Source organism: Gordonia crocea (genome assembly GCF_009932435.1).
GTDB classification, from domain to species: domain Bacteria; phylum Actinomycetota; class Actinomycetes; order Mycobacteriales; family Mycobacteriaceae; genus Gordonia; species Gordonia crocea.
On sequence record NZ_BJOU01000008.1, the window covers coordinates 82,620 to 107,574 of the forward strand.

Here is a 24,955-nt window from a genome sequence, read left to right on the forward strand (position 1 = left end):
CCGACTACGCTCGCGTCGGCGTTCCGACTTCGCGCAGGGAACGGGCGATGGCATCGGCCGCACCGCGCAACCCGGGGTCCCACGCCGAGACGACCCAGCGCAGGCCTCGACACCCGACGAGCGCCGTGTACGCGGGCATCCCGCTCACCTCGCCGCGGGCCGACGCACCCTCGAGACCGTGGGCCCGCCACTGCTCACGGCGCAGTGCGGCCAGCGCGCGCGATCCGAGATGGTCGAAGTGTCTGTGCAAGTACTCGTCGAGGTCCCGCACACTGGTGGCCGGCCGTGCCCCTTTGCCGGCCCGGCGTGACACATCGATGGTTCCGCTCATCGCGTAGTCGGCGCCGATCATCGTGACATACCCGTTGTCCGAGGTCACCCGGAATCCCGGCGGCAGGACTCCCCTCACCCCCGACGAGCCGAGCATCACGGCACCGTCGGCGGCCGAATGGCCCGAGTCGGCGATCGCGGCCACGGGCACCCACCGGTGCGCCGATGTGGACCCCACAGGCCGAGGGTACCTGCGCACCACCGTAAAACGGGACGAACCCAACACCGTGTGGTGTTGGGTTCGTCCCGTAGTCGAGTGGACTCAGCGCGTGAGGATCACGCCTGGGCCGGCACCGCGAAGTTGCGCGTCACCGACGGATCGACCGGGATGCCCGGGCCCGTCGTCGTCGACACGGTGACCTTCTTGATGTAGCGGCCCTTGGCGGCCGACGGCTTGGCGCGCATGATCTCGTCGTAGGCGGCGCCGTAGTTCTCCGCGAGCTGCTCGGCGGAGAAGGACGCCTTGCCGATCACGAAGTGCAGGTTGGCGGCCTTGTCGACGCGGAAGTTGATCTTGCCGCCCTTGATGTCGGCGACGGCCTTGGTGACGTCGGCGGTCACGGTACCGGTCTTCGGGTTCGGCATGAGGCCGCGCGGGCCGAGCACACGGGCGATCCGGCCGACCTTGGCCATCTGGTCCGGGGTGGCGATCGCGGCGTCGAACTCCAGCCAGCCGCCCTGGATCTTCTCGATCAGGTCCTCGGCGCCGACCTCGTCGGCACCCGCGGCGGTCGCCTCGGCGGCCTTGTCGCCGGTGGCGAACACGATGACGCGGGCGGTCTTACCGGTGCCGTGCGGCAGGTTGACAGTGCCGCGCACCAGCTGGTCGGCCTTGCGGGGATCGACACCCAGGCGGATGGCGACCTCGACGGTCGAGTCGGTGTTCTTCGAACCGGTGTCCTTGGCGAGCTGCGCAGCTTCCAGCGGGCTGTACAGCGCGTCCTTGTCGACCTTTTCCGCGGCGGCGCGGTAGGCCTTGCTTCGTTGTGCCATTGCTCTGTTCCTTCTCCGGGGTATCCCGGGTATGTGGTTGATGGGCCGAGCCGGCCCTCCCACGGGGTGGTTGCCGTCGCGCGCGGCGACGACGGTGGTTTGTCTTAGCCCTCGACGGTGATGCCCATGGAGCGGGCGGTACCGGCGATGATCTTCGCAGCCTGATCGATGTCGTTGGCGTTGAGATCCTCGGCCTTGGTCTTGGCGATCTCACGGACCTGGTCCATGGTGACCTTGCCGACCTTGTTCACATGCGGCTCGCCGGAGCCCTTCTGCAGACCAGCAGCCTTGAGCAGCAGCTTGGCAGCGGGCGGGGTCTTCAGCTTGAAATCAAACGAGCGGTCTTCGTACACGAAGATTTCCACCGGGATCACGTTGCCGCGCTGATTCTCAGTCGCGGCGTTGTAAGCCTTGCAGAACTCCATGATGTTCACGCTGTGCTGACCCAGCGCCGGACCCACCGGCGGAGCCGGATTGGCCTGGCCCGCCTGGATCTGGAGCTTGATGATCCCGGCGATCTTCTTCTTCTTGGGAGGCATCCTCTTTGTCCTTCTTCTTTCCTCATCCGCGCACGCTGGATACGCGGAAGTCTCTGTGTCCCGGAGTTCCGGGGGTCACGGGGGCGGAGCCCCCGTGGGTCTAGATCTTCTCGACCTGGTTGAACGCGAGCTCGACCGGCGTTTCGCGGCCGAAGATCGAGACGAGCACCTTGACCTTGCGCTGCTCGGCGTTGACCTCGCTGATCGACGCGGGCAGGGTCGCGAACGGGCCGTCCATGACGGTGACCGACTCGCCGACCTCGAAATCGACCTCGATCGGCGCGGTGACCGCGGCCGCCGCGGCAGCCACGTCGGCACCACCCTTGGCCGTGGCGGCGGCCTTCTTGGGCTCGGTGCGCGGGACCAAGAACTTGAGCACCTCGTCGAGGGTCAGCGGCGAGGGCCGCGACGTCAGGCCGACGAAGCCGGTGACGCCGGGGGTGTTGCGCACGGCGCCCCACGACTCGTCGTTCAGATCCATCCGCACCAGGATGTAGCCGGGGAGGATCTTGCGGTTGACCTTCTTGGGCTGGCCGTTCTTGATCTCGGTGACCTCTTCGGTGGGCACCTCAACCTGGAAGATGTACTCCTCGAGGTCCAGGTTCTGCACACGGGTCTCGAGGTTGGCCTTCACCTTGTTCTCGTAGCCGGCGTAGGAGTGGATCACGTACCACTCGCCGGGCGCGAACCGCAGCTTACGGCGCATCGCCTCGACCGGATCGTCCTCGTCGTCGGCGCCCTCAGCATCGGCGTCCGCAGCGGGGGTCTCATCGTCGGAGTCGGCCTCATCGGCGTCGGCCTCGACAATCTCGTCGGTCGCCTCCACGACGGCGTCATCGGTCGCCTCCACGACGGCGTCATCGGTCTGGGCGGTGGCCTCACCCGCCGAGGTGGTGTCCTCGGTCGATTCGATCTCGTTCTCGGGGGTGGTCACAGCCCGATACTCCTTTGGATTGGTGGTTACTTGCCGAAGATCAAGAGCATGAGCTGACCGAAGCCGATGTCCAGGCCCGCGATGAACGCGGTGAACAGGATGACGAAGACCAGGACGATCAGCGTGAAGACGATGGTCTCCCGCCGAGTCGGCCAGATGACCTTCTTCATCTCGGCGACGACCTGCTTCAGGAACTCCCACACCACGACAAACGGGTTGCGCCGGCCAGCGGACTCCGTCTCAGAGGCTTTGTCGGTCCGCGACGTGCGACGCGACGAACCGGCGCGCTTGCCGGTCGGCCGCAGTTCCTCGACGTCGTCGTCGAGCGTGTCAACCGCAGCGTCGACGGCGTCGTCGGCCTTCGCCTTGCTCTTGGCAGCTCGATCGCGCTTGCTCAACCTTCGAGTCCTCTCGTTTCCGGTGGCCCTGACATTCCAGGGCAGGGGCGACAGGACTTGAACCTGCAACCTGCGGTTTTGGAGACCGCTGCTCTGCCAGTTGAGCTACGCCCCTTTGTGGCCGAGTACGACCACGTCGATTGACCCCAACATGACCAACGCGCCACCCTATGGGTAGCGCGCAAGTCAAGAATCAATCTGACACCTCAGTGTAGAGCACCAGCGGTGCCCAGCACCAATCCACTCCCCGTCGGGTCAGTTGAACTGCACGACGACGGTGGCGCGACCAAAAATCTTGCGGTCGCCCTGCTTCGCCACCAGCGCAATGGTGCCCTTGCGCGTCTCCGGGTCCAGCGACTTGACCTTGGCGGTGAAATCCACCGAGGCGTAGTCGTCGGCCGGGACGTACACCGGGCTGGTGAAGCGCACGTTGTACTCACAGAACGCACCCGGATCGCCGATGAACTCCGACACGTAGGTCGCCCCGAGGCCCATCGTCTGCATGCCATGCGCGACGACGCCGTCGAGACCCGCAGCCTTGACCACCTCGTCGGAGAAATGGATCGGGTTGGGGTCGCCGACGACGCCGGCGTAGTTGACCAGGTTGCCGCGGGTCAGCTGGAAGGACTTGGGCTCGAACTCCTGGCCGACGGTCAGCGTGTCGAAATCGATGGCCTTACCGGCGCTCGGCGACCCGGTCGGGTCGGGCTGCCCCTTTTGCCCGGCCGTGCGATTGACCGTCTTGTCCGGCTTGCCGAACTCGTCGACCTTCATCATCACGTGGTCGAGCGAGTCGACCAGCTCGGCGGGGACCTCGACGCCGGTCCGCGCCACCAGCGACGTGTAGGTAGTCATCACGGGCTCGCCGTGCTGGTTCCAGATGACGTTCTTGCTGACCAGCATGTCGAGGTTCTCGGGCTTGCTGATGTGGCGGAAGGACTCCAGCGACACGTCGCAGATGAGCTGGTCGCCGACCTTCATCGGTTGGTGGTAGATCAGGCGCTGGTCGGTCTGCATGATCTGCCAGAGGTCGTAGCCCTGGACGACTCCTTCGAAGAGATACCGCTGCGCGGTGATGCCGAAGACCGACACGAAGGTCGGTGCCGCGACGAGGCTGTCGTAGCCGTATTCGCGCGCGGCGCTCTCGCTCCAGTGCGTCGGGTGCGCGTCCTGCACGGCTGTGGCGTGCTTGCGGACCTCTTCGCGACCGACCTGGTAGTAGTCGTCGACGGTGTAGTGGAATCCGACGAGGCCCGCGGTGCGCTCCGCGAGTTCCTCGGGGGACAAATTCTCCGCGTCGCCGGTGGAGTCGTTTCCGGAAAACACTGTGTCAAGCCTGCCTAACGGTCACAAGAGTGCGGTGGGGGCTGTCACGACCCTCGTGGGTCGCAACCAAGAAAAAAAGGGCACCGTTCCCGGTGCCCTTCGTTCGTCAGCGCGACTCTTTGTGGGCCTGATGCTTGCCGCAGTTGGGGCAGAACTTCTTGATCTCAAGCCGATCGGGGTCGTTGCGCCGATTCTTCTTGGTGATGTAGTTGCGGTGCTTGCACACCTCGCACGCCAGGGTGATCTTGGGGCGAACGTCAGTCGAGGAGGCCACGTCGCTGCCTTCTTTCGGTGGTACTCACGCCCGGCGTTCGGCCATCCGACCGGCACCGGGCCTTGGTTCACGGAAACGGCGGCCGCCGATTCCGGTGTGTAGCGGTGGGGGGACTCGATCCCCCGACCTCACGATTATGAGTCGTGCGCTCTAACCAGCTGAGCTACACCGCCATGGACCGAACCGTCTGATCGGGTCCAGCGAGCCCCCTGACGGAATCGAACCGTCGACCTTTTCCTTACCATGGAAACGCTCTACCGACTGAGCTAAGGGGGCGTCGTCGCCGGCCGAACGGGCGGACCCGCTCGAGAAGACAACATGACGAGGTTACACACCGCTGAGCGAGTCGGCCAAATCGCGCGCCGACCCCCGGTCAACGGGGCGAAACTCCACGTCGTGGCAGGTATAGGATTCGAACCTATGTAGCTTGCGCGACGGATTTACAATCCGCTCCCTTTGGCCGCTCGGGCAACCTGCCGGTGCACTCCCCCGCGCTTGGCGCAGCGACGAAGAGCAACGCCGCAAAGGATACAACGCCTCCCCGGTGCCGACGCAAACCCGCTGCTCACGTTAGGCTGTGGCGCATGGCAGATTCATCGTTCGACGTGGTCAGCAAGTTCGATCGCCAGGAGGTCGACAACGCCCTCAACCAGGCCGCCAAGGAGTTGTCGCAGCGGTACGACTTCCGCGGCACCAACACCGGAATCGAGTGGTCCGGCGAGGATGGGATCGTCATCACCTCCGATGCCGAGGAGCGGGCCCAGGCCGCGCTCGAGGTCTTCCGGGAGAAGCTGATCCGCCGCGACATCTCGCTGAAGGCCTTCGAGGCCGGCGAACCCGCCTCCTCCGGGAAGGTGTTCAAGATCACCGGCACCCTGAAGCAGGGCATCGACACCGAGCACGCGAAGAAGATCACCAAGATCATCCGCGACGAGGGGCCCAAGGGCGTCAAGGCGCAGATCCAGGGCGAGGAGGTGCGCGTGTCGAGCAAGAAGCGCGACGACCTCCAGGCCGTCATCGCGTTGCTGAAGGGCTCCGATCTCGACGTCGCGCTGCAGTTTGTGAACTACCGCTAACCGCCGACTGGGCCCTCTTTCCCGCCGAGTGGGCCCTCATCCCCGCCGACTGGGCCCTCAATCTCGCCGAGTGGGCCCTCAATCTCGCCGACTGGGCCCTGATCTTCGTCGAGTGGGCCCCGTGATCCGTCCCGGGGTTTCCGGAGGGTTCGTCTCACGGGAAGATGGGTCTTATGGCAGGAACGAAGCGGTATCCGGTGCAATTGAAGCGGGACGCGGTGGACATGGTGGCCCAGTTGGTGGCTCAGGGGTCGACGGAGTGGGCGGCGATGGGCAAGACCGCTGATCTGCTTGGTATCGGTTCGGCGGAGACGGTGCGCAAATGGGTGCGCAGTGTGCCCGAGGCGGCTGCTGGGGTCGGGCAGGCCGCGGCCGAGGGTGAGGAGGTGCGCCGGCTACGGCGGGAGGTCGCCGAGCTTAAACGGGCCAACGGGATTTTGAAGGCGGCGTCGGCTTTCTTCGCGGCCGAGATCGACCGGCCACACCGCTGATCGTGGAGTTCATCGGCGCTCACCAGGGTCACCGGGTGGGCGCCGATGGTCTGCTCTGGGGAGTCGATTCGATGTGCCGCGTGCTGTCTGAGCACGGTGTGCCCATCGCCCCGTCCACGTATTACGAGCACCGCCACCGTGGGCCCAGTGCACGGATGCTGGCCGACGCACGCGTGATCGACGCGATCTGGATCATGCGCCGCGATCAGCCGCTGACTCGGGTTCTCGGGTCACGCAAGATGTGGATCATGTTGCGCAGCAACGGGATTGATGTTGCCCGCTGCACTGTCGAGCGTGTCATGGCCGAGATGGGTTGGCGGGGTGCGTCGAAGAAGAAGTCCCCGCGCACCACGACGGCGAACCCGGCCGATGAGCGCCCAGCCGATCTGGTCGACCGGCGCTTCACCGCCCCTGCCCCGAACCGGCTCTGGGTTGCTGACTTCACCTACTGCCGCACCGTCGCGGGATGGGCGTACACCGCGTTCGTCATCGACGTGTTCGCCCGCAAGATCGTCGGCTGGAAGGTTGCGACGCAGATGACGGTCGACCTGGTCACCGACGCGATCAACAGCGCTATCGAGCACCGAAATCGAGCCGGCATCACCGATTTGAGTGACCTGGTCCATCACAGCGATGCCGGGTCGCAGTACACCGCGCTCGCGTTCGGGCATCGGCTGGCCGAGGCCGGGATCACCCCGTCGGTCGGGAGCGTCGGCGACAGCTACGACAACGCGTTGGCCGAGTCGGTCAACGCCGACTACAAAAGCGAACTCGTCGATTACGGACCCCGATTTCCCGGGGCCGCCGAGCTGTCACTGGCCACCGCCGAATGGGTCGCGTTCTACAACCGCGTCCGGCCGCACAGCTACTGCCACGACCTGACCCCCGACCATGCTGAGCAACTCCACTACGATCGAATCGCCGCCCTCAATCCGGAGGAGGCACTCACAATCTGAGCTCTCCGGAAACGCCGGGATGGATCAGAGGGCCCAGTCGGCGAGTTTGAGGGCCCAGTCGGCGAGTTTGAGGGCCCACTCGGCGGGATTGAGGGCCCACTCGGCGAGTTTGAGGGCCCACTCGGCGAGTTTGAGGGCCCACTCGGCGAGTTTGAGGGCCCACTCGGCGAGTTTGAGGGCCCAGTCGGCGAAAGGGCCGGACTAAACGCCCCGGCGAGCCATCTCCTGGAGTCGCGCAATGCGGTCGGCAGTCGGCGGGTGCGTCGAGAAGAGCTTCTGCACGCCGGCACCGCGGAACGGGTTCTCGATCATCATGTGCGCCTGCGACTCGATCTGCGGCTCGGGCGGCAGCGGCGCCCGATCGATCCCGCCGGAAATCTTGGCCAGTGCCGACGCCAGCGCCAACGGGTCCTTGGTCAGCTCGGCACCGGACTCATCCGCCTGGTACTCCCGCGAACGCGAGACGGCCATCTTGATCACCGACGCAGCCAGCGGGCCCAAGAACGTCATCGCCAGCACCGCGATGATGCCGGGGCCGCCGTCGCGGTTTCCGCCGCCCATCCACATCGCCATGTGCGCCAACCCGGTGATGATCGCGGCGAGCGCGCCCGCCACCGACGAAATCAAGATGTCGCGGTTGTAGACGTGGGACAGCTCGTGGCCGAGGACTGCGCGCAATTCACGCTCGTCGAGCAATCGCATAATCCCCGACGTACAACACACCGCGGCATTCTTCGGGTTCCGCCCCGTCGCGAAGGCGTTGGGCGACTCGGTCGGACTGATGTACAAGGCTGGCATGGGCTGCCGCGCCGCGGTGGCCAACTCCCGCACAATCCGATACAACTCCGGCGCCTGCACCTCAGTGACGGGCTGCGCATGCATCGACCGCAGCGCCAACTTCGCCGAGTTGAAATACACGTAAGCGTTCGTCGCAATCGCGAGCAGAACCGAAATGATCAATGCGGTGCGACCGAACATCGCACCGATCCCGACGATGATCGCCGACATCAACCCCAACAGCGCAGCAGTCTTGAGACCGTTGAAATGCATTGCCCACCTCGTTTGGCATATCGGCCGCCCAGTGCAACCGCTTCCTTGCATAGTGCCAAACGCCGGGCCCGCCCGGATCGTTCCCGACGACCAGCTAGCCGGTTCGCTCAATTGTGTACGCGGCCAACGCCGATAGCGCGTCGCGCGCCGGTCCGGCGGGCAGTTCCGCGAGGTCGTCTTCAGCGGCCTGCTGGTACTCGCGCAGCTTGTCGCGGGTGGCCGCCATCCCGTCGGAGGACCGGAGCAATTCCAGCGCTCGGGCCACCTCGTCGTCGTCGACGAGCGGACGCGGACGCGAGGTCTCCGAGTCGACGAGGAGGGAGCGCAACTCCACGGCGGTCTGGTCGTCGCCGGCGAGGGCGTAGAGCACCGGCAGGGTGTGCACCCCCTCGCGCAAATCGGTGCCCGGCGTCTTGCCGGAGTCGTCGGTGACCGAGGTGATGTCGATGATGTCGTCGGAGACCTGGAACGCCGTGCCGATCACGTCTCCCAGGCGGGCGAGGCGCTCGATCGTCGCATCGTCGGCCTGCGAGGTCATCGCACCGAAACGTCCGGCCGCGCTGATCAGTGAGCCGGTCTTCTCCCACACCACCTTCAGGTAGTGCTCGATCGGGTCCAGACCCGCCGTCGTGCCGACCGTCTCGCGCATCTGACCGGTCACCAGCTCGGCGAAGGTATCCGCGATGATCAGAACGGCATGCGGGCCCAGCGTGGACACCAGCCGCGACGCCCGGGCGAAGAGGAAATCGCCGGACAGGATCGCCACCGAGTTGCCCCAGCGCGAGTTTGCCGACGCCGCGCCCCGGCGCATCGGAGCCTCGTCCATCACATCGTCGTGGTAGAGCGTGGCGAGGTGGATCATCTCGACGACGGTCGCGGCGGTGATGACGTCGACGGAATCGGGCTTCGGCCCGAACTGCGCGGCGAGGATCGCAAACATCGGCCGGAACCGCTTGCCGCCGGCCTTGGCCAGGTGGGTGGCCGCCTCGGTCAGCAGATCGTCGCCCGACGAGAGCTCCCGCAGCAGCAGGTCCTCGACCTGCGCCAGCGATGATTTCACGGCGAGGGAGAACTCGTCCGAACCCAGATCCAAGCCGGCGATTGTCGACTTCACGTGATGCACCTGCACAAGCGTTTCGGGGAGTCAGCGCGGTCGCGCCCGACTCGCTGAGCGTAGCCGACTCACGGGCAGGACATACTGTTCGGGTGACGCACACCTCGCAGGCCGATTCATCCGGCCCGGCCCCTGCCGAGCGCACCGAAGTCCTCGTCGTCGGCGCCGGCCCGGCGGGTTCGGCGGCGGCCGCCTACGCCGCCCGCGCCGGCTACGACGTGACGCTTCTCGACATGGCGGTCTTCCCCCGCGACAAGACCTGCGGCGACGGCCTGACGCCCCGCGCGGTGACCGAGATGGCGACCCTCGGCATGGGCGATTACCTCGCCGGCCGGCCGCAGATCGTCGGGCTCCACCTACACGGTTGGGGCGCCGACCAACGCGTGCCGTGGCCGGGCGGCCGGTTCGCCGACACCGGCAGCGCGGTGGCGCGACTCGAACTCGACGACGCGATCCGCGACTTCGCCGTCGCGGCGGGTGCACGGATGGTGACCGGCGCCAAGGCCGTCGACGTGGAGTGGGACGGGGACCGCGTCGCCGCCGTCGTCGTCGAGGAGGCCGGCGTTCGGCGGGCGATCGGTGCGACGACGGTCATCGTCGCCGACGGTGTGAGATCGGGACTGGGCAAAGTCCTGGGTCGGGAGTGGCACCGCGATACCGCGTATGGCGTGGCCGGGCGCGCCTACGTGAGTTCGGCGCGTTCGGACGATCCGTGGATGGGCTCGCACCTCGAGTTGCGCGGCGCCGACGGGTCGCTGCTCCCCGGGTACGGCTGGGTCTTTCCGCTGGGCGGCGGAATGCTCAACGTCGGCGTCGGCGCGCTGGCCACTGCCAAGCGTCCGGCCCATGTGGAGTTGCGCCCGACGCTGCACCACTACACCGACATGGTGCGCGATGAGTGGCAGATCAGCGACGAGCCCCAGCGCGTCGCGTCGGCGCTGCTGCCGATGGGCGGCGCGGTCAGCGGAGTGGCCGGACGCAATTGGATGCTGATCGGCGACGCTGCCGCCTGCGTAAACCCGCTGAATGGCGAGGGCATCGACTACGGCCTGGAAACCGCCCGGCTGGCCGTCGAACTCATCTCCGACGGGGTGGACGACTTCACCGACCGCTGGCCCGACCTGCTGACCGAGCATTACGGTCTCGCCTTCTCCGCGGCACGACGACTCGCCGCGGTGCTGACCGTGCCCAAAGCCGTGCCGGTCCTTGGTCGGCCGGGGCTGCGGTCGGCCCGACTGATGTCGATGGTGGTGCGCGTGATGGGCAACCTCATCACCGACGAGGATTCCGATCTCGTCGCACGCGCCTGGCGGACCGTCGGCCGGATGTCGGTGCGCGTCGACGAACGACCGCCGTTCCGCTGAGGGCCCACTCGACGAAAACGAGGGCCCAGTCGACGAGATCGAGGGCCCACTCGACGAGAACGAGGGCCCACTCGACGAGATCGAGGGCCCACTCGACGGGAAAGAGGGCCCAGTCGACGGACTCAGGCGTCGCGCAAGTGGCGGAACGAGCCCCTCGGGTCGATCGTGACCAGCATCGCCGCCACACCGGTCGTCAACGGCACCGACAACGCGATCGCGATACCGCCGACGAAGGCGCGCGCCAACTCGATCGCAACCTGGTCGGTGGTCACCAACATCCCGAACGGCTGCGAGGCCACCGAGAACAGCAACAACAACGGCAGCGCGCTGCCCGCGTAGGCGAACACCAGCGTGTACACCGTGCTGGCGATGTGGTCGCGGCCCACGCGCATCCCGGCGCGGAACGTCGCCAGCCGGGACGGCTCCCCCGCGGCGGCCAACTCGAAGGTGGCCGAGGCCTGCGTGATCGTCACGTCGTTGAGGACGCCGAGCGCACCGATGATGAACCCGGCCAACAGCAGCCCGGTCATCGAGATGGACCCGGAGTAGATCTGCAGGCTCAGCGCCTGGTCGCTGGAGAGTCCGGCGATGTTCATGGTCCGGATCGCCAACCAACTCAACACCCCGGCGAACACCAGCGACACCAGTGTCCCCAACAGCGCCGCCGACGTGCGCATGCTGATCCCGTGCGCGAGGTACAGCACGACGATGAGGATGAGCGCCGACGACGTGACCGCCACCGCGACCGGCGAGTGCCCGTCCAGGATCGACGGCAACGTGAAGATGCCGAGTACGAGGAAGGCGAAGACCAGGCCGATGATCGACCGCAAACCCTTCCACGCCGCGACGACGACGATCGCCAGCACGAACAGGATCGCCCAAATGATGAGCGACGGGCCGCGCGCAAAGTCGTAGAAGTTGTACCGCGGTGGGGAGTCCTGCGTGGCCGGCAACGTGCTCACCCGGATGCTGTCGTCGACGTGCAGCGTCGGCTGGCCCGGCTGCGGGTCGTCGGCGGTGGCCGGGTTGAGTTTGGGCTGGTCGGGCCCGTCGCCGGACCGGGCCCGGTTCGTCGGGACCTGCAACAGCACGTAATGGCCCTTGTCGGCCCCACTGTCGAGGCGGATCGTCGTCACCAGGCAGGAGCCGTCGCCGGTGTCGATCGGCAGCAACTCCCGCGAATCGACAGCCAGGCCGAGCATCGGGTTCTGGCAGGCGGCGCGGGTCTGCGCGACGACCGTGGCGGTTTCGGTGCGGATCGGCCCGCCGTCGGCCGAGCGGAACTGTATCGGGATCGGGTGGTCGCCCGACGACGACGGCCACAACACCACCAGGCTGAGGGCGACGGCAGCGGCCGCCAGCGCGACGACGGAAACGACGATCCAGCGCGCGGCGTCGCTGAGCGGAACCGGGCCGTCGCCGTGGTGGTGATGGTGGGTCACGCGGCTCAGGCTACTTCACGGTCGGTTACTTCACCGCGCTGTGCAGCGCGGCGATCCCCCCGGTGAGGTTGTGCCAGTGCACCCCGCGGAATCCGGCCTCGCGGATCTTCGCGGCCAGGGCCGGCTGATCGGGCCATTCACGGATCGACTCGGCCAGATAGACGTAGGCAGTCGGGTTGCTCGAGACGCGGGTGGCGACCTCGGGCAGCGCCTTCATCAGGTACTCGAGATAGACGGTGCGGAACGGCCCCCACGTCGGGGTGGAGAACTCGCAGATCACCAACCGACCACCCGGGCGCAGCACGCGGCGCAGTTCGCGCAGCGCCACCCCCACGTCGTTGACGTTGCGCAGCCCGAAGGAGATCGTCGCCGCGTCGAAGGACTCGTCGGCGAACGGCAGGGCCAGCGCGTCGGCGGCCACCTTCGGCACGTCGCGCCCGGCCCCGGCCTTGAGCATCCCGAGGGAGAAGTCGGCGGCCACCGCGGTGGCGCCGCTCTTACTCAACTCGACGGTGGACACGGCGGTACCGGCGGCCAGGTCGAGCACGATGTCACCGGGCCGCAGGCCCAGCGCGCGACGCGTCGCGGCCCGCCACAACCGGTCCTGGCCGAACGACAGCACGGTGTTGGTGAGGTCGTAGCGCTTGGCCACGCCGTCGAACATCGAGGCAACCTCGTCGGGCCGCTTGTCCAGATCCGCGCGCTTGTCGCTCATCCCTCAAACCGTAGTCGGCGACGCCGGTCGCCGACATCGCGGGCGCCACTGCGCGGAGGGCTCAACCGGCCAGCCGACGGTCCGGGCCGCCCGGCGCACGGTCCTCGAGCACCGCGCGGTAGTGGCCGAGTAGTTCGTCGCAGACCGACGACCACGTGCGCGTGCGCACCCACGCCAACCCGGACCCGCCGAACCGTCCGCGGGTGACCGGGTCGCGCAGGGCATCGATCGCATCGGGCAGCTTCGCCTCGAACTGGTCGGGGTCGAGCAGGAAGCCGGTGCGGCAGTGCCCGATCAGGTCGCGCGGGCCGCCGGCATAGGGTCCGACGACGGGCAGCCCGCTGGCCATCGCCTCCTGGATGGTCTGGCAGAAGGTCTCGTGGCGCCCGGCGTGGACGAAGACGTCGAAGCTGGCGTAGGCGCGGGCCAGGTCCTCCCCGTGCAGGGCGCCGGTGAAGACCGCGCCGGGCAGTTGCTCGGCCAGGCGGTCGCGCTGCGGGCCGTCGCCGACGATCACCAGTTGCACGCCCGGGTCGTCGGCGAGGACGGCCAGCTTGTGGACGTCCTTCTCCGGGGCGAGGCGCCCGACGAACCCGACGATCAGTTTGCGTTCGCGGTCGTCGTCGTGGCCGACCCCCGACCACCGGGCGACCAGGTCGGCGTCGGCGTGCTCGGGACCGAACTGGTCCAGGTCGACGCCCCGGCCCCAGCGGTGTACCCGCGGGATGCCGTGGGCGCGCAGGTCGGCCGCACTCGCCGACGACGGGGCCAAGGTGCGGTCGCAGGCCGAGTGGAGCCGCCGCAGGTAGCGCCAGGCCGCGCGCGAGGCGAGGCCGGCGCGATAGCTGGCGGCGAACCCGGCGACGTCGGTCTGGAACACCGCGACGGTCGGCAGGTCCAGGCGCCGGGCGGCGTAGGCGCCGGCACCACCGAGGACGAACGGGGAGGCCAGGTGCACGACGTCGGGCCCGAAGTCGCGCAGCGCGCGGTGCACGGTCGGGGTCGGCACCCCCACCGGCAGCGACCGCACACCTGGCACCATGACCGCGGGGACGTGCTGCACCGGCGTGGCGGCGCCGACCGTGGTGGGACCCGACGGCTGGCCGCGTGGGGTGTCCGGCGCGACGACGAGGGCGTCGTGTCCGTGGGATTCGAGATGGTCGACGACGCGCAGCACGGAATTGGTCACACCGTTGACCTGGGGAAGGAAGCTCTCGGTCACAATCGCCACTCGCATGCGCCCAGTGTCGGCGGCGCGAACGGCCCGTCGGTGGTTGGCGCCCGAACGCCGGGTGAACTCGAAGCGAATTAGCTTGTGCGGCTTCGGCGCCCGAATTCGGCGACGAGGACCATGAGCAGCCCCACGACCAGCCATCCGATCACGATGACCGAGAGCGATGGGACGACGGCCAACGAGGCGTTGCGTCCGGTGGGGCGCACCAGTCCGTCGGGGTTGCTGGCGTCGTAGTCCACCGAGATCCGCTCCCCCACCGACAGTTGGGTCGGGTACAGCAGCCCGAGCTGCGGGCTGTGGAACTTACCGTCGGGGGTGAAGAAGCCGACCGCGGCGTGCAACCGGTCGGCAGAGGAGACCTCCGCGACGGCGACGGCCTTGTTGGCGTTGATCTGGGCGTCGTTCTTCACGCAACCGGCGAACAGGAACACGCCCATCAGGGTGATGATGGCACCGACGACGAGCAGGCACCGCGCGATGATGCGCTGGGCGGTCGGGTTCATATCGGACAGGCTACCGGGCCGTCAGGACAGCTTCGCGGCGATCGCGGCGTGGACCTGCCGCAGCACGGTGCGGTCGGTTGCGACCTCGAGCACCTGCACCCCGGCGGCCGGGCCGGCCAGGGCGTCGGGCAGTTCGCCGACGGTGACGCGGCGGTGCGGCACGTGCATGCCGGCGCACAGCGCGGCGAGGTCGGTGTGGTGCGGGGTGCCGAAGATCCGTTCGTAGGCCCCGGCATACGCGTCGCCGGCGAATCGGGGGTCGCCCTGCTCGAGGAGTCCGAAGATGCCGCCGCCGTCGTCGTTGGCGACGACGATCCGCAGGTCGTCGGGGCGCGGCTCCCCCGGCCCGATGATCAGCCCGGTCGAGTCGTGGATGAAGGTCAGGTCGCCGAGCAGCGCGACGGTCGGGCCGCCGGCCAGGGCCACCCCGATGGCCGTCGAGTTCGCCCCGTCGATCCCGGCGACCCCCCGGTTGGACAGCACGCGCACCCCCGGCGACGCGCTGCCCGTCAGCGCCACGTCGCGGATCGGGTTGGAGGCGCCGAGGAACAGTTGGCGCCCCGCGCCGATCCCACCGGCGGCGGCCGCGGCCACGTGCAGCCCGGTGACCGCCGGGGTCTGGGCCAGCACAGTCGCGACCGCGTCCACCGCCCGACGGTGCTCGGTGCCGCACTGGGCGAGCCAGGCCACGCCCGGCTTACCCGAGGCCTGCACGCGCGTGCCGGTCGACGCGACGTTGCCGGACACGTCGGGCCAGCGCGGGCCGGTGGTGATGGCGTGGACCAGCACGTCGGGGTCGGCGAGGAGCCGGGAGACGCCGCGGTGCAGGGTCGGGCGGCCGCAGATGATGGCCTGGCGGGGTTTGATCCCGCCCAGCGCCAGCGGGTGCAGCGGGTTGTCCGGGGCGGGTGCGGTCGGTTCGGCGACGGTGGGCAGGCCGGTCAGCTCGGGGTTGAGCCCGGAGCCGTGCCCGGCGATGACGACCGTGTCGAGGCTCAGGTCGACCGGCACCGGGATGTCGAGGCGGCCGGCCGGCGCCTGCGTCCACGGCGACCCGTCGGGCCGGCCGGTGAAGCCGGCCAGGTCACCGTCGGCGGGTTCGGCCGGGTCGGGGACGAGGGGTTCGCGCAGCGGGATGTCGAACTGCACCGGGCCGGCGTTGCCGGTGCGGGCGCCGCGCGCCGCGGCCAGCACGCGGCCCACCGCCGACCGCCACTGGCTGTTGGTGTCCAGCCCGTCCTCGGCGAGACCGATGCTGATCGCCGCGCGGACCTGGGTGCCGAAGAGGCCGAATTGTTCCACGGTCTGGTTGGCGCCGGAGCCGAGCAGCTCGTACGGCCGGTTGGCGCTGATCACGACGAGCGGCACGCGGGCGTAGTTCGCCTCGAACACCGCCGGGCTGACGTTGGCCACGGCCGTGCCGCTGGTGAGCACGATGGGCACCGGCCGGCCCGACGACACCGCCAGCCCCAGCGCGAGGTAGCCGGCCGAGCGCTCGTCGATCCGCACGTGCAGCCGGATGCGCCCGGCCGCGTCGGCGGCGTGCAACGCGAAGGCCAGCGGGGCGTTGCGCGACCCGGGGCACAGCACCGCGTCAGTCACCCCGCCCCGGATCATCTCGTCGACGATGACCCGGCCCTGCAACGTCGACGGATTGATCGGCATGGCCACTACGGTAGTCCGCCGGGTGCGGGGTCTCCGCCCACCACCTCCGCCGGGCGCGCACAATTCAGGGCATGGGCTTCTACGAGGACCGGATCCTGCCGCACATCATCGCCCGCACGTGTGGGATGCCGGCGATGCGCAAGATCCGGCGCAAGGCGACGGCCGGGCTGCGCGGCGAGGTGATCGAGATCGGTTTCGGCTCGGGCGCCAACGTCGGCTGCTACCCCGACGAGGTGACCTCGGTGACCGCGATCGAACCGTCGGACACCGCGTGGCGGATGGCCGCCGACGCCGTCGGACGCAGCGCGGTGCCGATCATCCGCGGCGGCCTCGACGGCCAGCGGCTCCCGTTCGACGATGACTCCTTCGACGCGGCCCTGTCGACGTACACGATGTGCACGATCGCCGACCTGCCCGCCGCGCTCGCCGAGTTGCGTCGCGTCGTGAAGCCGGGCGGGACCCTGCATTTCTTGGAGCACGGGCGGGCACCCGACGAGAAGGTACGACGATGGCAGCGCCGCCTCGAACCCCTTCAGCGGCGGGTGGGCGGGGGCTGTCACCTGACCCGCGACATCCCGGCCCTGCTCGTCGATTCCGGGTGGGAGCCGGTCGAGTTGGAGCAGGATTACGCGGCCAAGACGCCGAAGGCCTTCGGCGCGCTGTCGATCGGGGTGGCGCGGGCAGCTCAACCCGGCTGACGCGTCAGTCGGCACAACTATCTCCACCCAGGGGCGGACGCATCCCGGCGGTGCGGCCGTTAGGCTGACGCTATGTCCCGCGAATTCGACGTCGTTGTTTTCGGTGCCACCGGCTTTGTCGGTGAACTCACCGCCCGCTACCTCGCCCACCATGCCCCGGCCGGCACGAAGATCGCCCTGGCCGGCCGCTCGGAGGGCAAGCTCGCCGCCGTGCGCGACCGCCTCGGCGGTGCCGCCGCGGACTGGCCGCTCATCGTCGCCGACGCCGACCGCCCGTCGACGCTCGACGCGATGGTCGCGCGCACCCAGGTCGTCTGCACCACCGTCGGCCCGTACCTGCGCTATGGCGAGAGCCTGGTCACCGCCGCGGCCAGCGCGGGCACCGACTACGTCGACCTCACCGGCGAGGTGCCCTTCGTGCGCTACTCCATCGACAAGGTCGGCGACACCGCCGTCGCGACCGGCGCGCGCATCGTGCACGCATGCGGATTCGATTCGGTGCCCTCGGACCTCGGCGCCTACGGGCTGTACCGCAAGGCCCAGGAGGACGGCGCCGGCGACTTGGGCACGACGACGATGGTGGTGATGTCCGTGCGCGGCGCCGCGTCGGGGGGCACCATCGACTCGATGCGCGTGATCGCCGAACAGGCCCGCGACTCGGCGACCCGCTCCATGCTGCTCAACCCCCAGGCCCTCTCGTCGGGACCGGGGGAACTCGTCCGGGTGGACCGCCGCTCGGAGCCGAGCGACGCCGCGCTGGTCCGCGCGTCCACCGTCGACCCGTCGCTGCGCGGCACGCTCGCCCCGTTCTTCATGAGCTCCTTCAACACCCGCATCGTGCGCCGGTCCGACTCACTGCTCGAGTACGGCCCGGATTTCCGCTACGGCGAGGCGATGGCCGTCGGCTCGATCCCCGTCGTGTCGACCATCGCTTCGGCCGTCGTGGCCGCCGGGTTGGGCGCCGGGCTAGGGGCGATGTCGTTCGCGCCGACGCGCAAGCTGCTCGACCGCGTGCTCCCCAAGCCCGGCGAGGGCCCGAGCGAGGCCTCCCGGGACAAGGGGCACTTCACCGTGCAGACCTACACGACCACCTCGTCGGGCCGTCGCTACCGCAGCCGGATGTCCGCCCAGGGCGACCCCGGCTACAAGGCCACCGCGGTCATGCTCGGCGAATCCGCACTCGCCCTGGCACTGGACCGCGACCGCCTGCCGGCGCGCTCCGGCGTCCTCACGCCGGCCGCGGCGATGGGCGACGCGCTGATCGACCGGCTGCGCGACGCGGGGTTCGACATCGACGTCGCCGAGATCGGCTGACGCGCGCTCAGCGCTTCATCGAGACTTCGATTCCGCCCTGGCCGGGGATCGTCACCGACTGGAACGGCCCGTCCGGGTCGCGGACGAAGTCGAGGTACTCGCGGTACTCCTTGGCCCCGCTGACGACGTTGTCGCAGACGACGAGGGCGCCGCGGCGGAGCTCGGGCTCGAGGATCCGCAGCGCGGGGGCCGCCATCGGGATCCAGATGTCGACGAGCACGAAGTCGATCGGACCGTCGACGCCGGGCAGCGTCTCGCGCAGATCCCCCTCCAGGATCTCGACGAAGTCCGCGACCCCGGCCTGCGCGAGGTGGTCGCGGGCCGCGGCCACTTTGCCCGGCTCGTGCTCGGTCCCGATCACCACGCCGCCCTGGGCCGCCCCGTCCTCGGCGGCATTGTCCCGAACCGCCGCGGCCAGGTAGATGGTGGACACCCCGTAAGAGGTCCCCACCTCGACGATGCGGCGGGCGCCACTCGAACGGCACAGCAGATAGCAGAGCGCGGCCTTCTCCGGATCGAGCGCCACGAACTTGTCGGCCAGCCATCGTTTGCCGGCCTCGCTCTGCGTCGAATCCCAGGTGCCGTCGCGCAACCGGGAGGTGACGGAGTGCCTGATCATCGGCAGCACGGCCGGCAGCATTTGGCGTTTGCTCTCCCGGTGCAATCGCTCGACGACGGTGCGTGCTTGCTGGTCCAGCGGCGATGCCGCGAGCTTCCCCATGCCCCCACCCTACGCGAGCGGATTAGGCATACCTAAGTTCGAATGCGCCGCGGTGCAATGCCGCACCAAGTCACCGCGCAGGCCGGTCAGGCCTGCCCGGGTCGCAGTTCGATGAACAAGGACTCGATGTCGGCGCAGAGGCGGTCACCGTCGTGCAGCGTGCCCGCGACGAACAGCTTGCGGCCCTCCCGACGCTCGACCCACGTGCGGATCGTCAGACGGGTGTTCAGCGGCGTCAGCGACCGGTAGTTCACCTTCAGGTAGGCGGTGCGGCACACCCCGTTGACCGCCACCAACGAGGCCATGCCGCCGAGGTCGTCGAAGGCGACGGCGACCTGGCCGCCGTGGGTCACCCCGTTGCCGCCGAGGTGGTACGGGCGGAACCACACCGTCGCCAGCACGCCCTCCGGTGTCGCCTCCTCGATCTCATACGGCGGCAGCGTGAGGTTGCCCCGGGCCGGCAGGTCCACCCGGGTGCCGGCCGGCGTCGTCCACTCGTCGACGAGGTGCGCGTCGAGTTTGGCGTTGAGCTCGCTGAGCACCGCGATGGCCTCGACGGCGAGTTCGTCGGTGGGACAGGCGAACCGGGCCTTGTCCATCAGGGTGCGGACCTGTTCGCTGAACTCCGCATAGTGCGGGCCGCCGCGCTCGGTCGAGATGTCCAGATCCGGGCGGAAGCCGCCCTCGTGCGGGACGGTGGGGGACGAATCACTCATTTCCCCACGTTATCCCCGACCGATCGGCCCGCCTGCGCGACCCCGCACCGAGGCGCGAACGTAGGGTGGGTGCATGAGCGATCAGTCCCCGTTTGACCCCGATTCCTGGCGCCCGGTCCCCGGCTTCGACGACCTGACCGACATCACCTACCACCGCCACGTCGGGGAGGGGCGGGCCAACGGCATCGTCCGCATCGCGTTCGACCGCCCGGAGGTCCGCAACGCCTTCCGGCCGCACACCGTCGACGAGCTCTACCGCGTCCTCGACGACGCGCGGCGCACCCCCGACGTGGGCACGGTGCTGCTCACCGGCAACGGGCCGTCGCCCAAGGACGGCGGTTGGGCGTTCTGCAGCGGCGGCGACCAGCGCATCCGCGGACGGTCCGGCTACCAGTACGCGACGAGTCACGACGACGACGTCGCCGCGGCCGGCGCCGACGGGGTCGACGAGGCCCGGGTCAAGACGCAGGGCGGGCGCCTGCACATCCTCGAGGTGCAGCGGCTGATCCGGACCATGCCCAAGGTGGTGATCGCGGTGGTCAATGGCTGGGCGGCCGGCGGCGGGCACTCGTTGCACTCGGTGTGCGACCTGACCCTGGCCTCCCGCGAGCACGCGCGGTTCAAGCAGACCGACGCCGACGTCGGGTCCTTCGACGGCGGCTACGGCAGCGCCTACCTGGCCAAGCAGGTGGGCCAGAAGTTCGCCCGCGAGATCTTCTTCCTCGGCGAGGCCTACGACGCGGAGACCATGCACCGGATGGGGGCGGTCAACCGCGTCGTCGACCATGCCGAGTTGGAGGCGACCGCCATCGACTGGGCGCGCAAGATCAACGGGAAATCCCCGACCGCGCAACGCATGCTGAAGTTCGCGTTCAACCTCACCGACGACGGGCTGATGGGCCAGCAGGTGTTCGCCGGGGAGGCGACCCGCCTGGCCTACATGACCGACGAGGCGGTGGAGGGCCGCGACGCCTTCTTGGAGAAGCGCGACCCGGATTGGGACGCGTTCCCGTATTACTACTGACCACTCCCGACGCGACGACGCGCGCCGCGTGAGCGCGTCGCGTAAGCGCCCCTGTGAGAGCAAGGCCACGTCAAACCCGCCGCGCGGTCAGGTTACCCTTACTGGCATGAGCATCCACTTCACGAAGGCCCGCGCATCTGCGCTCGCCGTCACCGCATTGTTCTCCCTCGGTGTGATCACTGCACCGACCGCTAACGCTGCACCCTCACCGGCACGCCCGGGACCCGCGGTGCCGCAGCCGGCCGGCTACAGCATCAAGGGCTACAGCGTCGGCGTCGGCAATGAGCGCGGCGGAAACTACCGCGGCGCCATCGACGCGCAAACCGGCGACCTGTGGATGACCCAGGTGGAGCCGATGAGCGGTGCCACCCGCTCGAACATCCTGCGTATCGATCCGAACACCATGACCGTCAAGAAGCGGTTCAACGTGATCGAGCCCGCCAACACCGGCGGCCACGGCAAGTACGGCGTCCAGTACGAGATCAACGTGCCCAAGACCGGCAACGTTGTCTGGACCACCGCCGCCGCCGCCAACGGTGGTGAAGCCAACGTATGGGACAAGACCACCGGCAAGCGGGTCGCCCGCCTGACGAACCTGCCGCACGCGCACTGGGTGCAGTTCGCTGAAGGTCTTCGCGTCGCGATCGTCTCCGTCACCAACGGCCTGGCGTTCTTCGACATGGACACCTACGCCCGCATCGGCGAGTGGGCGTTCCCCGGAGCGGGCAAGAAGCTTGGCGCCGGACTGGCCGTGACCAACGCCGACGCCAACGGTGCCACCATCTCGGTCACCTCGTACTACCGCGATCTCTCCCAGCTGCGCATCACCCGCAGCGGCGGCAAGGTGCAGACCAAGCTCAAGTGGAACACTCGGCAGGCCCAGGCCGAAGGCCACGGCAACGTCGTCGCCGATACCAGGACCAACCGCCTGTACGTGAACAATCTGATGACTCCGGCCGCCGGCCTGTCGGTGTACAACCTGACCACCGGTAAGCACATCGCCGACGTGAACACCGGCATCGGCAGCAACTCCCTGCTGATCTTCCAGGGAAAGCTCTACGTCGCGAACTACTTCCTGGGCTTCATCTCGGTGGTTGACCAGAAGACCTTCGCCGTCCAGCAGGTCATGACCACCGGCCTGCTGCCGAACCATCTGTTGGCGTGGAAGAAGAACACGTTCCTGGTGATCGACAAGGCCTCGGCGATCTCCGAGCTTCCGACCGGGATGCTGAAGATCAAGACGCCTCCGCTGTCCAGCGGCGACTACGTCTTCAAGGTCACCAAGCACTGAGCCTCGGCTCCTGGACAAAGCCGCACAACCAGACATCCCCCGCACATTTTTCGTGCGGGGGATGTCTGGTTGTGCGGGGTTTGCCGGTGTCAGGCGATGATCTCGGCCAGCGTCGCCATCGTGTCCACCCGCTCGCGGTGGGTTCCGGCCGACGGGCTGGCCAGGATCACCCCGACGCCGGCCTCGTCGAAGGCGGCGATCTGCTCGGCGACATAGGAACGCGGCCCGATGAGGCTCATGGCCTTCACCAACTCGTCGGGCACCGCCGCGGCGGCCTCGACCTTCTTGCCGTCGAGGTAGAGGTCCTGGATGACCTTGGCCTCCTCGACGTAGCCGTACCGCTGCACCAGCGAGTTGTAGAAGTTCTTGCCGCGGGCGCCCATGCCGCCGATGTAGAGCGCAGCGTGGTGGCGGACGAAGCCGAGCGCATTCTCGATCTGTTCGGAATCCTCGGTGATGTAGGCCGCGGCCTGCACGACGATGCGCAGCTCGCCCAGCGCCGAGTCGCGCTTGGCCTTGCCCGCGGCCAACGATTCACCGAAGGCGGCATCGACGTAACCGGGGTGGAAGAGGAAGGGCTGGAACTCCTCGAAGAGCTCGGCGGCCAGTTCGACATTCTTCGGGCCGATCGCGGCCAGCAGCATGGGGATGCGCTCGCGGACCGGGTGGTTGATGATCTTGAGCGCCTTGCCCAGGCCGCTGCCGCCGTGTTCGGCGTCGAGCGGCAGCGTGTAGTGCTTACCGGCGTATTCCACCTTCTCCCGCCGCCACACCTTGCGGCAGATCTCGGCGTGCTCCCGCGCACGGCCGAGCGGGAAGTCGTACTTCACCCCGTGGAAGCCCTCGATGACCTGCGGGCCCGACGCGCCGATCCCGAGGATCGCACGGCCCCCGCTGATGTAGTCCAGTCCGGCCGCGGTCATCGCCAGGTTCGTCGGCGTCCGCGAATACATCGGCAGAATCGCGGTCTGCAGCTCCATCGTGTCGGTCTGCGCCGCGATGTACCCGAGTTGGCTGACCGCGTCGAAGCTATACGCCTCCGGCACCGCGATGCGGCGCACGCCGACGCCTTCGAAATCCCGGAGATTCGCGATGGTCTCGCGGAAGTCCCCTGCGTAATTGATCGGCATACCCAGCGTTATCCCTGTCATGGGGAGATTCTGGCACGGGTGCGTGTCCGTTTCCCGGCTGCCCTGCGGCCCGGCGCCGCCGGGGCACGGCGGGCGCCGATCCGGTGGCCATCGGCCGACGCGTCGGTTAACAGAAGATGAACAGCGACGGAACACCGCATAATCCCAGGTCAAAGGGGTGTGACGCGATCGGTCCAGTTATGCGGATGGGGATTTCACCAGCCATGATTTCACCATGACCGCAGAGATGTTGATCCTCGTGCTGCTCGTCGTCACGGCACTCGGATTCGATTTCACCAATGGCTTCCACGACACCGGGAACGCCATGGCCACCTCGATCGCCACCGGGGCCCTCAAGCCCAAGGTCGCGGTCGGCCTCTCCGCGATCCTCAACCTGGTCGGCGCCTTCCTCTCCGTCGAGGTCGCCGCGACGATCACCAAGGACGTCCTCAAGATCCAGGAGACCTCGGGCGACTCGGCCGGTGCCCTGATCCCCGGCCTCGACCCCACCAAGGCCCTGCTGATCATCTTCGCCGGCCTTGTCGGCGGCATCCTGTGGAACCTGTTCACCTGGCTGTTCGGTCTGCCGTCGAGTTCGTCGCACGCGCTGTTCGGCGGCCTGATCGGCGCCGGCCTCGCCGCGCTGGGCACCTCCGGGGTCAACTGGTCGGGCATCTCGACCAAGATCCTCCTACCCGCGCTGCTGGCCCCGATCATCGCCTGCATCGTGGCCGCGGCCGGCACCTGGCTGGTCTACCGGATCACCGAGTCGCTGGCCTCGCACCAGAAGGACGACGGCTTCCGCTACGGCCAGATCGCCACCGCGTCGCTGGTCTCCCTGGCCCACGGCACCGGCGACGCCCAGAAGACGATGGGTGTCATCGCCCTCGCCCTGATCGCCACCGGCCACCTCAGCGCCGAGTCGGTGGGCCACGGCCTGCCGTTCTGGGTCATCTCCACCTGTGCCGCGGCCATCGCGCTGGGCACCTACCTGGGCGGCTGGCGCATCATCCGCACGCTGGGCAAGGGCCTGGTCGAGATCTCCCCGCCGCAGGGCATGGCCGCCGAGGCCAGCTCGGCCGCGATCATCCTGACCTCGAGCGCCGCCGGCCTGCCGCTGTCGACCACCCACGTCGCCACCGGATCGATCCTGGGCAGCGGCGTCGGCCGCCGCGGCGCCCAGGTTCGCTGGCAGGTGGCCGGCCGCATGGTGGTCGCCTGGGTCACGACCCTGCCGGCCGCGGCCCTCGTCGGTGCCGGGTGCTTCCTGGTGGCCAACCTGCTGGGCAACCTGGCCGGGGCGATCGCCATCTTCACCATCCTCGTCGTGCTCGCCGCCTACATGTACTGGCGCGCACAGCAGAACAAGATCGACCACGCCAACGTCAATGCCGACTGGGACGACGAGAACGGCCTCATCCCGGCCGATCCGGCTGTTCCGGCCGCCCCCGCCCCGCTCGAGCGCACCGGCGCCTGAATCCAGGGCCACGAAAGGGAACCACTGAGATGACCGCACTCGAACCCATCGTCCGAGTCCTTCTCGTCGGACTGGCCTTCGGCGCCGGACTGCCCGCACTGTTCGCCGTCGGGCTGCGCCTGTGGTCCAACGGGTACAACGCCGATGGCACCGTCACCAGCCACAACCCGTTCCTCAAGG

General features: G+C 68.6%; 25 protein-coding genes and 4 tRNA genes. 8 read left to right on the forward strand and 21 right to left on the reverse strand.

Annotated features, from left to right (window positions below; genetic code table 11):
* Positions 1 to 4: 4 nt before the first annotated feature.
* From nbrcactino_RS13880 to nbrcactino_RS13930, 11 genes are all read right to left on the reverse strand, one after another.
* Positions 5 to 508 (reverse strand): hypothetical protein, encoded by a 504-nt coding sequence (locus tag nbrcactino_RS13880; protein WP_161928137.1) that lies wholly within the window; start codon positions 506 to 508, stop codon positions 5 to 7.
* Between the two features lie 98 nt (positions 509 to 606).
* On the reverse strand, positions 607 to 1,323 hold the full coding sequence (rplA, locus tag nbrcactino_RS13885) for a 50S ribosomal protein L1 (RefSeq protein WP_161928138.1): 717 nt from the start codon (positions 1,321 to 1,323) through the stop codon (positions 607 to 609).
* Between the two features lie 104 nt (positions 1,324 to 1,427).
* Positions 1,428 to 1,862 (reverse strand): 50S ribosomal protein L11, encoded by a 435-nt coding sequence (gene rplK / locus nbrcactino_RS13890; protein WP_161928139.1) that lies wholly within the window; start codon positions 1,860 to 1,862, stop codon positions 1,428 to 1,430.
* 100 nt (positions 1,863 to 1,962) lie between these two features.
* Entirely contained in the window at positions 1,963 to 2,796 is an 834-nt protein-coding gene (gene nusG, locus nbrcactino_RS13895; RefSeq protein WP_161928140.1) for a transcription termination/antitermination protein NusG, read from the reverse strand.
* 26 nt (positions 2,797 to 2,822) lie between these two features.
* Positions 2,823 to 3,194 (reverse strand): preprotein translocase subunit SecE, encoded by a 372-nt coding sequence (gene secE / locus nbrcactino_RS13900; RefSeq protein WP_161928141.1) that lies wholly within the window; start codon positions 3,192 to 3,194, stop codon positions 2,823 to 2,825.
* A gap of 42 nt (positions 3,195 to 3,236) precedes the next feature.
* Positions 3,237 to 3,309: transfer RNA gene (locus nbrcactino_RS13905), tRNA-Trp, on the reverse strand.
* Between the two features lie 140 nt (positions 3,310 to 3,449).
* On the reverse strand, positions 3,450 to 4,520 hold the full coding sequence (locus tag nbrcactino_RS13910) for a fused (3R)-hydroxyacyl-ACP dehydratase subunits HadA/HadB (RefSeq protein ID WP_161928142.1): 1,071 nt from the start codon (positions 4,518 to 4,520) through the stop codon (positions 3,450 to 3,452).
* A gap of 106 nt (positions 4,521 to 4,626) precedes the next feature.
* Positions 4,627 to 4,794 (reverse strand): 50S ribosomal protein L33, encoded by a 168-nt coding sequence (gene rpmG, locus nbrcactino_RS13915; protein WP_003929651.1) that lies wholly within the window; start codon positions 4,792 to 4,794, stop codon positions 4,627 to 4,629.
* Between the two features lie 99 nt (positions 4,795 to 4,893).
* A tRNA-Met gene (locus tag nbrcactino_RS13920) sits at positions 4,894 to 4,967 on the reverse strand.
* A gap of 30 nt (positions 4,968 to 4,997) precedes the next feature.
* Positions 4,998 to 5,070 (reverse strand) — tRNA-Thr (locus tag nbrcactino_RS13925).
* Positions 5,071 to 5,191: 121 nt separating this feature from the next.
* Positions 5,192 to 5,272: transfer RNA gene (locus tag nbrcactino_RS13930), tRNA-Tyr, on the reverse strand.
* Positions 5,273 to 5,378: 106 nt separating this feature from the next.
* On the opposite strand from nbrcactino_RS13930, the gene nbrcactino_RS13935 reads away from it, so the two are divergent.
* Both nbrcactino_RS13935 and nbrcactino_RS13940 read left to right on the forward strand, forming a co-directional pair.
* A complete protein-coding gene (locus nbrcactino_RS13935) occupies positions 5,379 to 5,870 on the forward strand; it encodes a YajQ family cyclic di-GMP-binding protein (protein WP_161928143.1) in 492 nt (163 codons plus the stop codon).
* Positions 5,871 to 6,043: 173 nt separating this feature from the next.
* Positions 6,044 to 7,317 (forward strand): IS3 family transposase gene (locus nbrcactino_RS13940; protein WP_161928123.1). Its coding sequence is split into 2 segments (ribosomal slippage): positions 6,044 to 6,323 and positions 6,323 to 7,317, totalling 1,275 coding nucleotides; the frame shifts between segments, so codons are not numbered across the junction.
* A 201-nt stretch (positions 7,318 to 7,518) separates the two neighbouring features.
* Here the strand turns inward: nbrcactino_RS13940 and htpX are convergent.
* Complete coding sequence (htpX, locus tag nbrcactino_RS13945) at positions 7,519 to 8,367, reverse strand: zinc metalloprotease HtpX (protein WP_161928144.1); 849 nt, start codon at positions 8,365 to 8,367, stop codon at positions 7,519 to 7,521.
* 94 nt (positions 8,368 to 8,461) lie between these two features.
* A complete protein-coding gene (locus nbrcactino_RS13950) occupies positions 8,462 to 9,481 on the reverse strand; it encodes a polyprenyl synthetase family protein (protein ID WP_161928145.1) in 1,020 nt (339 codons plus the stop codon).
* 92 nt (positions 9,482 to 9,573) lie between these two features.
* Between nbrcactino_RS13950 and nbrcactino_RS13955 the strand changes: the two genes are divergently transcribed.
* Positions 9,574 to 10,845 (forward strand): geranylgeranyl reductase family protein, encoded by a 1,272-nt coding sequence (locus nbrcactino_RS13955; protein ID WP_161928146.1) that lies wholly within the window; start codon positions 9,574 to 9,576, stop codon positions 10,843 to 10,845.
* Positions 10,846 to 10,967: 122 nt separating this feature from the next.
* On the opposite strand, the gene nbrcactino_RS13960 is transcribed toward nbrcactino_RS13955, so the two are convergent.
* From nbrcactino_RS13960 to menD, 5 genes are all read right to left on the reverse strand, one after another.
* Positions 10,968 to 12,287 (reverse strand): YibE/F family protein, encoded by a 1,320-nt coding sequence (locus tag nbrcactino_RS13960; protein WP_228460905.1) that lies wholly within the window; start codon positions 12,285 to 12,287, stop codon positions 10,968 to 10,970.
* Positions 12,288 to 12,312: 25 nt separating this feature from the next.
* The gene (locus nbrcactino_RS13965; protein ID WP_161928147.1) at positions 12,313 to 13,002 is read right to left on the reverse strand and encodes a demethylmenaquinone methyltransferase; all 690 of its coding nucleotides are present in this window, start codon (positions 13,000 to 13,002) and stop codon (positions 12,313 to 12,315) included.
* Positions 13,003 to 13,063: 61 nt separating this feature from the next.
* A complete protein-coding gene (locus nbrcactino_RS13970; protein WP_161928148.1) occupies positions 13,064 to 14,239 on the reverse strand; it encodes a glycosyltransferase family 4 protein in 1,176 nt (391 codons plus the stop codon).
* A gap of 71 nt (positions 14,240 to 14,310) precedes the next feature.
* Complete coding sequence (locus tag nbrcactino_RS13975) at positions 14,311 to 14,739, reverse strand: hypothetical protein (protein ID WP_161928149.1); 429 nt, start codon at positions 14,737 to 14,739, stop codon at positions 14,311 to 14,313.
* Positions 14,740 to 14,760: 21 nt separating this feature from the next.
* Complete coding sequence (menD, locus tag nbrcactino_RS13980) at positions 14,761 to 16,404, reverse strand: 2-succinyl-5-enolpyruvyl-6-hydroxy-3-cyclohexene-1-carboxylic-acid synthase (protein WP_161928150.1); 1,644 nt, start codon at positions 16,402 to 16,404, stop codon at positions 14,761 to 14,763.
* A gap of 71 nt (positions 16,405 to 16,475) precedes the next feature.
* Between menD and nbrcactino_RS13985 the strand changes: the two genes are divergently transcribed.
* Entirely contained in the window at positions 16,476 to 17,102 is a 627-nt protein-coding gene (locus tag nbrcactino_RS13985; protein WP_161928151.1) for a class I SAM-dependent methyltransferase, read from the forward strand.
* Positions 17,103 to 17,174: 72 nt separating this feature from the next.
* Positions 17,175 to 18,416 carry a saccharopine dehydrogenase family protein gene (locus nbrcactino_RS13990; RefSeq protein ID WP_161928152.1) on the forward strand — a complete coding sequence of 414 codons (1,242 nt, stop codon included), beginning with the start codon at positions 17,175 to 17,177 and terminating at the stop codon, positions 18,414 to 18,416.
* Positions 18,417 to 18,423: 7 nt separating this feature from the next.
* Here nbrcactino_RS13990 and nbrcactino_RS13995 read toward each other — a convergent pair whose 3' ends face one another.
* Positions 18,424 to 19,137 carry an O-methyltransferase gene (locus nbrcactino_RS13995; RefSeq protein WP_161928053.1) on the reverse strand — a complete coding sequence of 238 codons (714 nt, stop codon included), beginning with the start codon at positions 19,135 to 19,137 and terminating at the stop codon, positions 18,424 to 18,426.
* Between the two features lie 86 nt (positions 19,138 to 19,223).
* Complete coding sequence (locus tag nbrcactino_RS14000) at positions 19,224 to 19,853, reverse strand: PaaI family thioesterase (RefSeq protein WP_161928054.1); 630 nt, start codon at positions 19,851 to 19,853, stop codon at positions 19,224 to 19,226.
* A 73-nt stretch (positions 19,854 to 19,926) separates the two neighbouring features.
* Between nbrcactino_RS14000 and nbrcactino_RS14005 the strand changes: the two genes are divergently transcribed.
* Together nbrcactino_RS14005 and nbrcactino_RS14010 are read left to right on the forward strand one after the other, a co-directional pair.
* On the forward strand, positions 19,927 to 20,877 hold the full coding sequence (locus nbrcactino_RS14005; RefSeq protein ID WP_161928055.1) for a 1,4-dihydroxy-2-naphthoyl-CoA synthase: 951 nt from the start codon (positions 19,927 to 19,929) through the stop codon (positions 20,875 to 20,877).
* Positions 20,878 to 20,983: 106 nt separating this feature from the next.
* Positions 20,984 to 22,168, forward strand: coding sequence for a YncE family protein (locus nbrcactino_RS14010; RefSeq protein WP_161928056.1), 1,185 nt, complete (start codon positions 20,984 to 20,986; stop codon positions 22,166 to 22,168).
* 89 nt (positions 22,169 to 22,257) lie between these two features.
* On the opposite strand, the gene nbrcactino_RS14015 is transcribed toward nbrcactino_RS14010, so the two are convergent.
* Positions 22,258 to 23,319, reverse strand: a complete 1,062-nt coding sequence (locus nbrcactino_RS14015) for an LLM class F420-dependent oxidoreductase (RefSeq protein WP_161928057.1) — start codon at positions 23,317 to 23,319, stop codon at positions 22,258 to 22,260.
* 214 nt (positions 23,320 to 23,533) lie between these two features.
* Here nbrcactino_RS14015 and nbrcactino_RS14020 point away from each other — a divergent pair, with 214 nt between their 5' ends.
* Positions 23,534 to 24,775 carry an inorganic phosphate transporter gene (locus nbrcactino_RS14020; RefSeq protein WP_161928058.1) on the forward strand — a complete coding sequence of 414 codons (1,242 nt, stop codon included), beginning with the start codon at positions 23,534 to 23,536 and terminating at the stop codon, positions 24,773 to 24,775.
* Positions 24,776 to 24,955 lie beyond the last annotated feature (180 nt).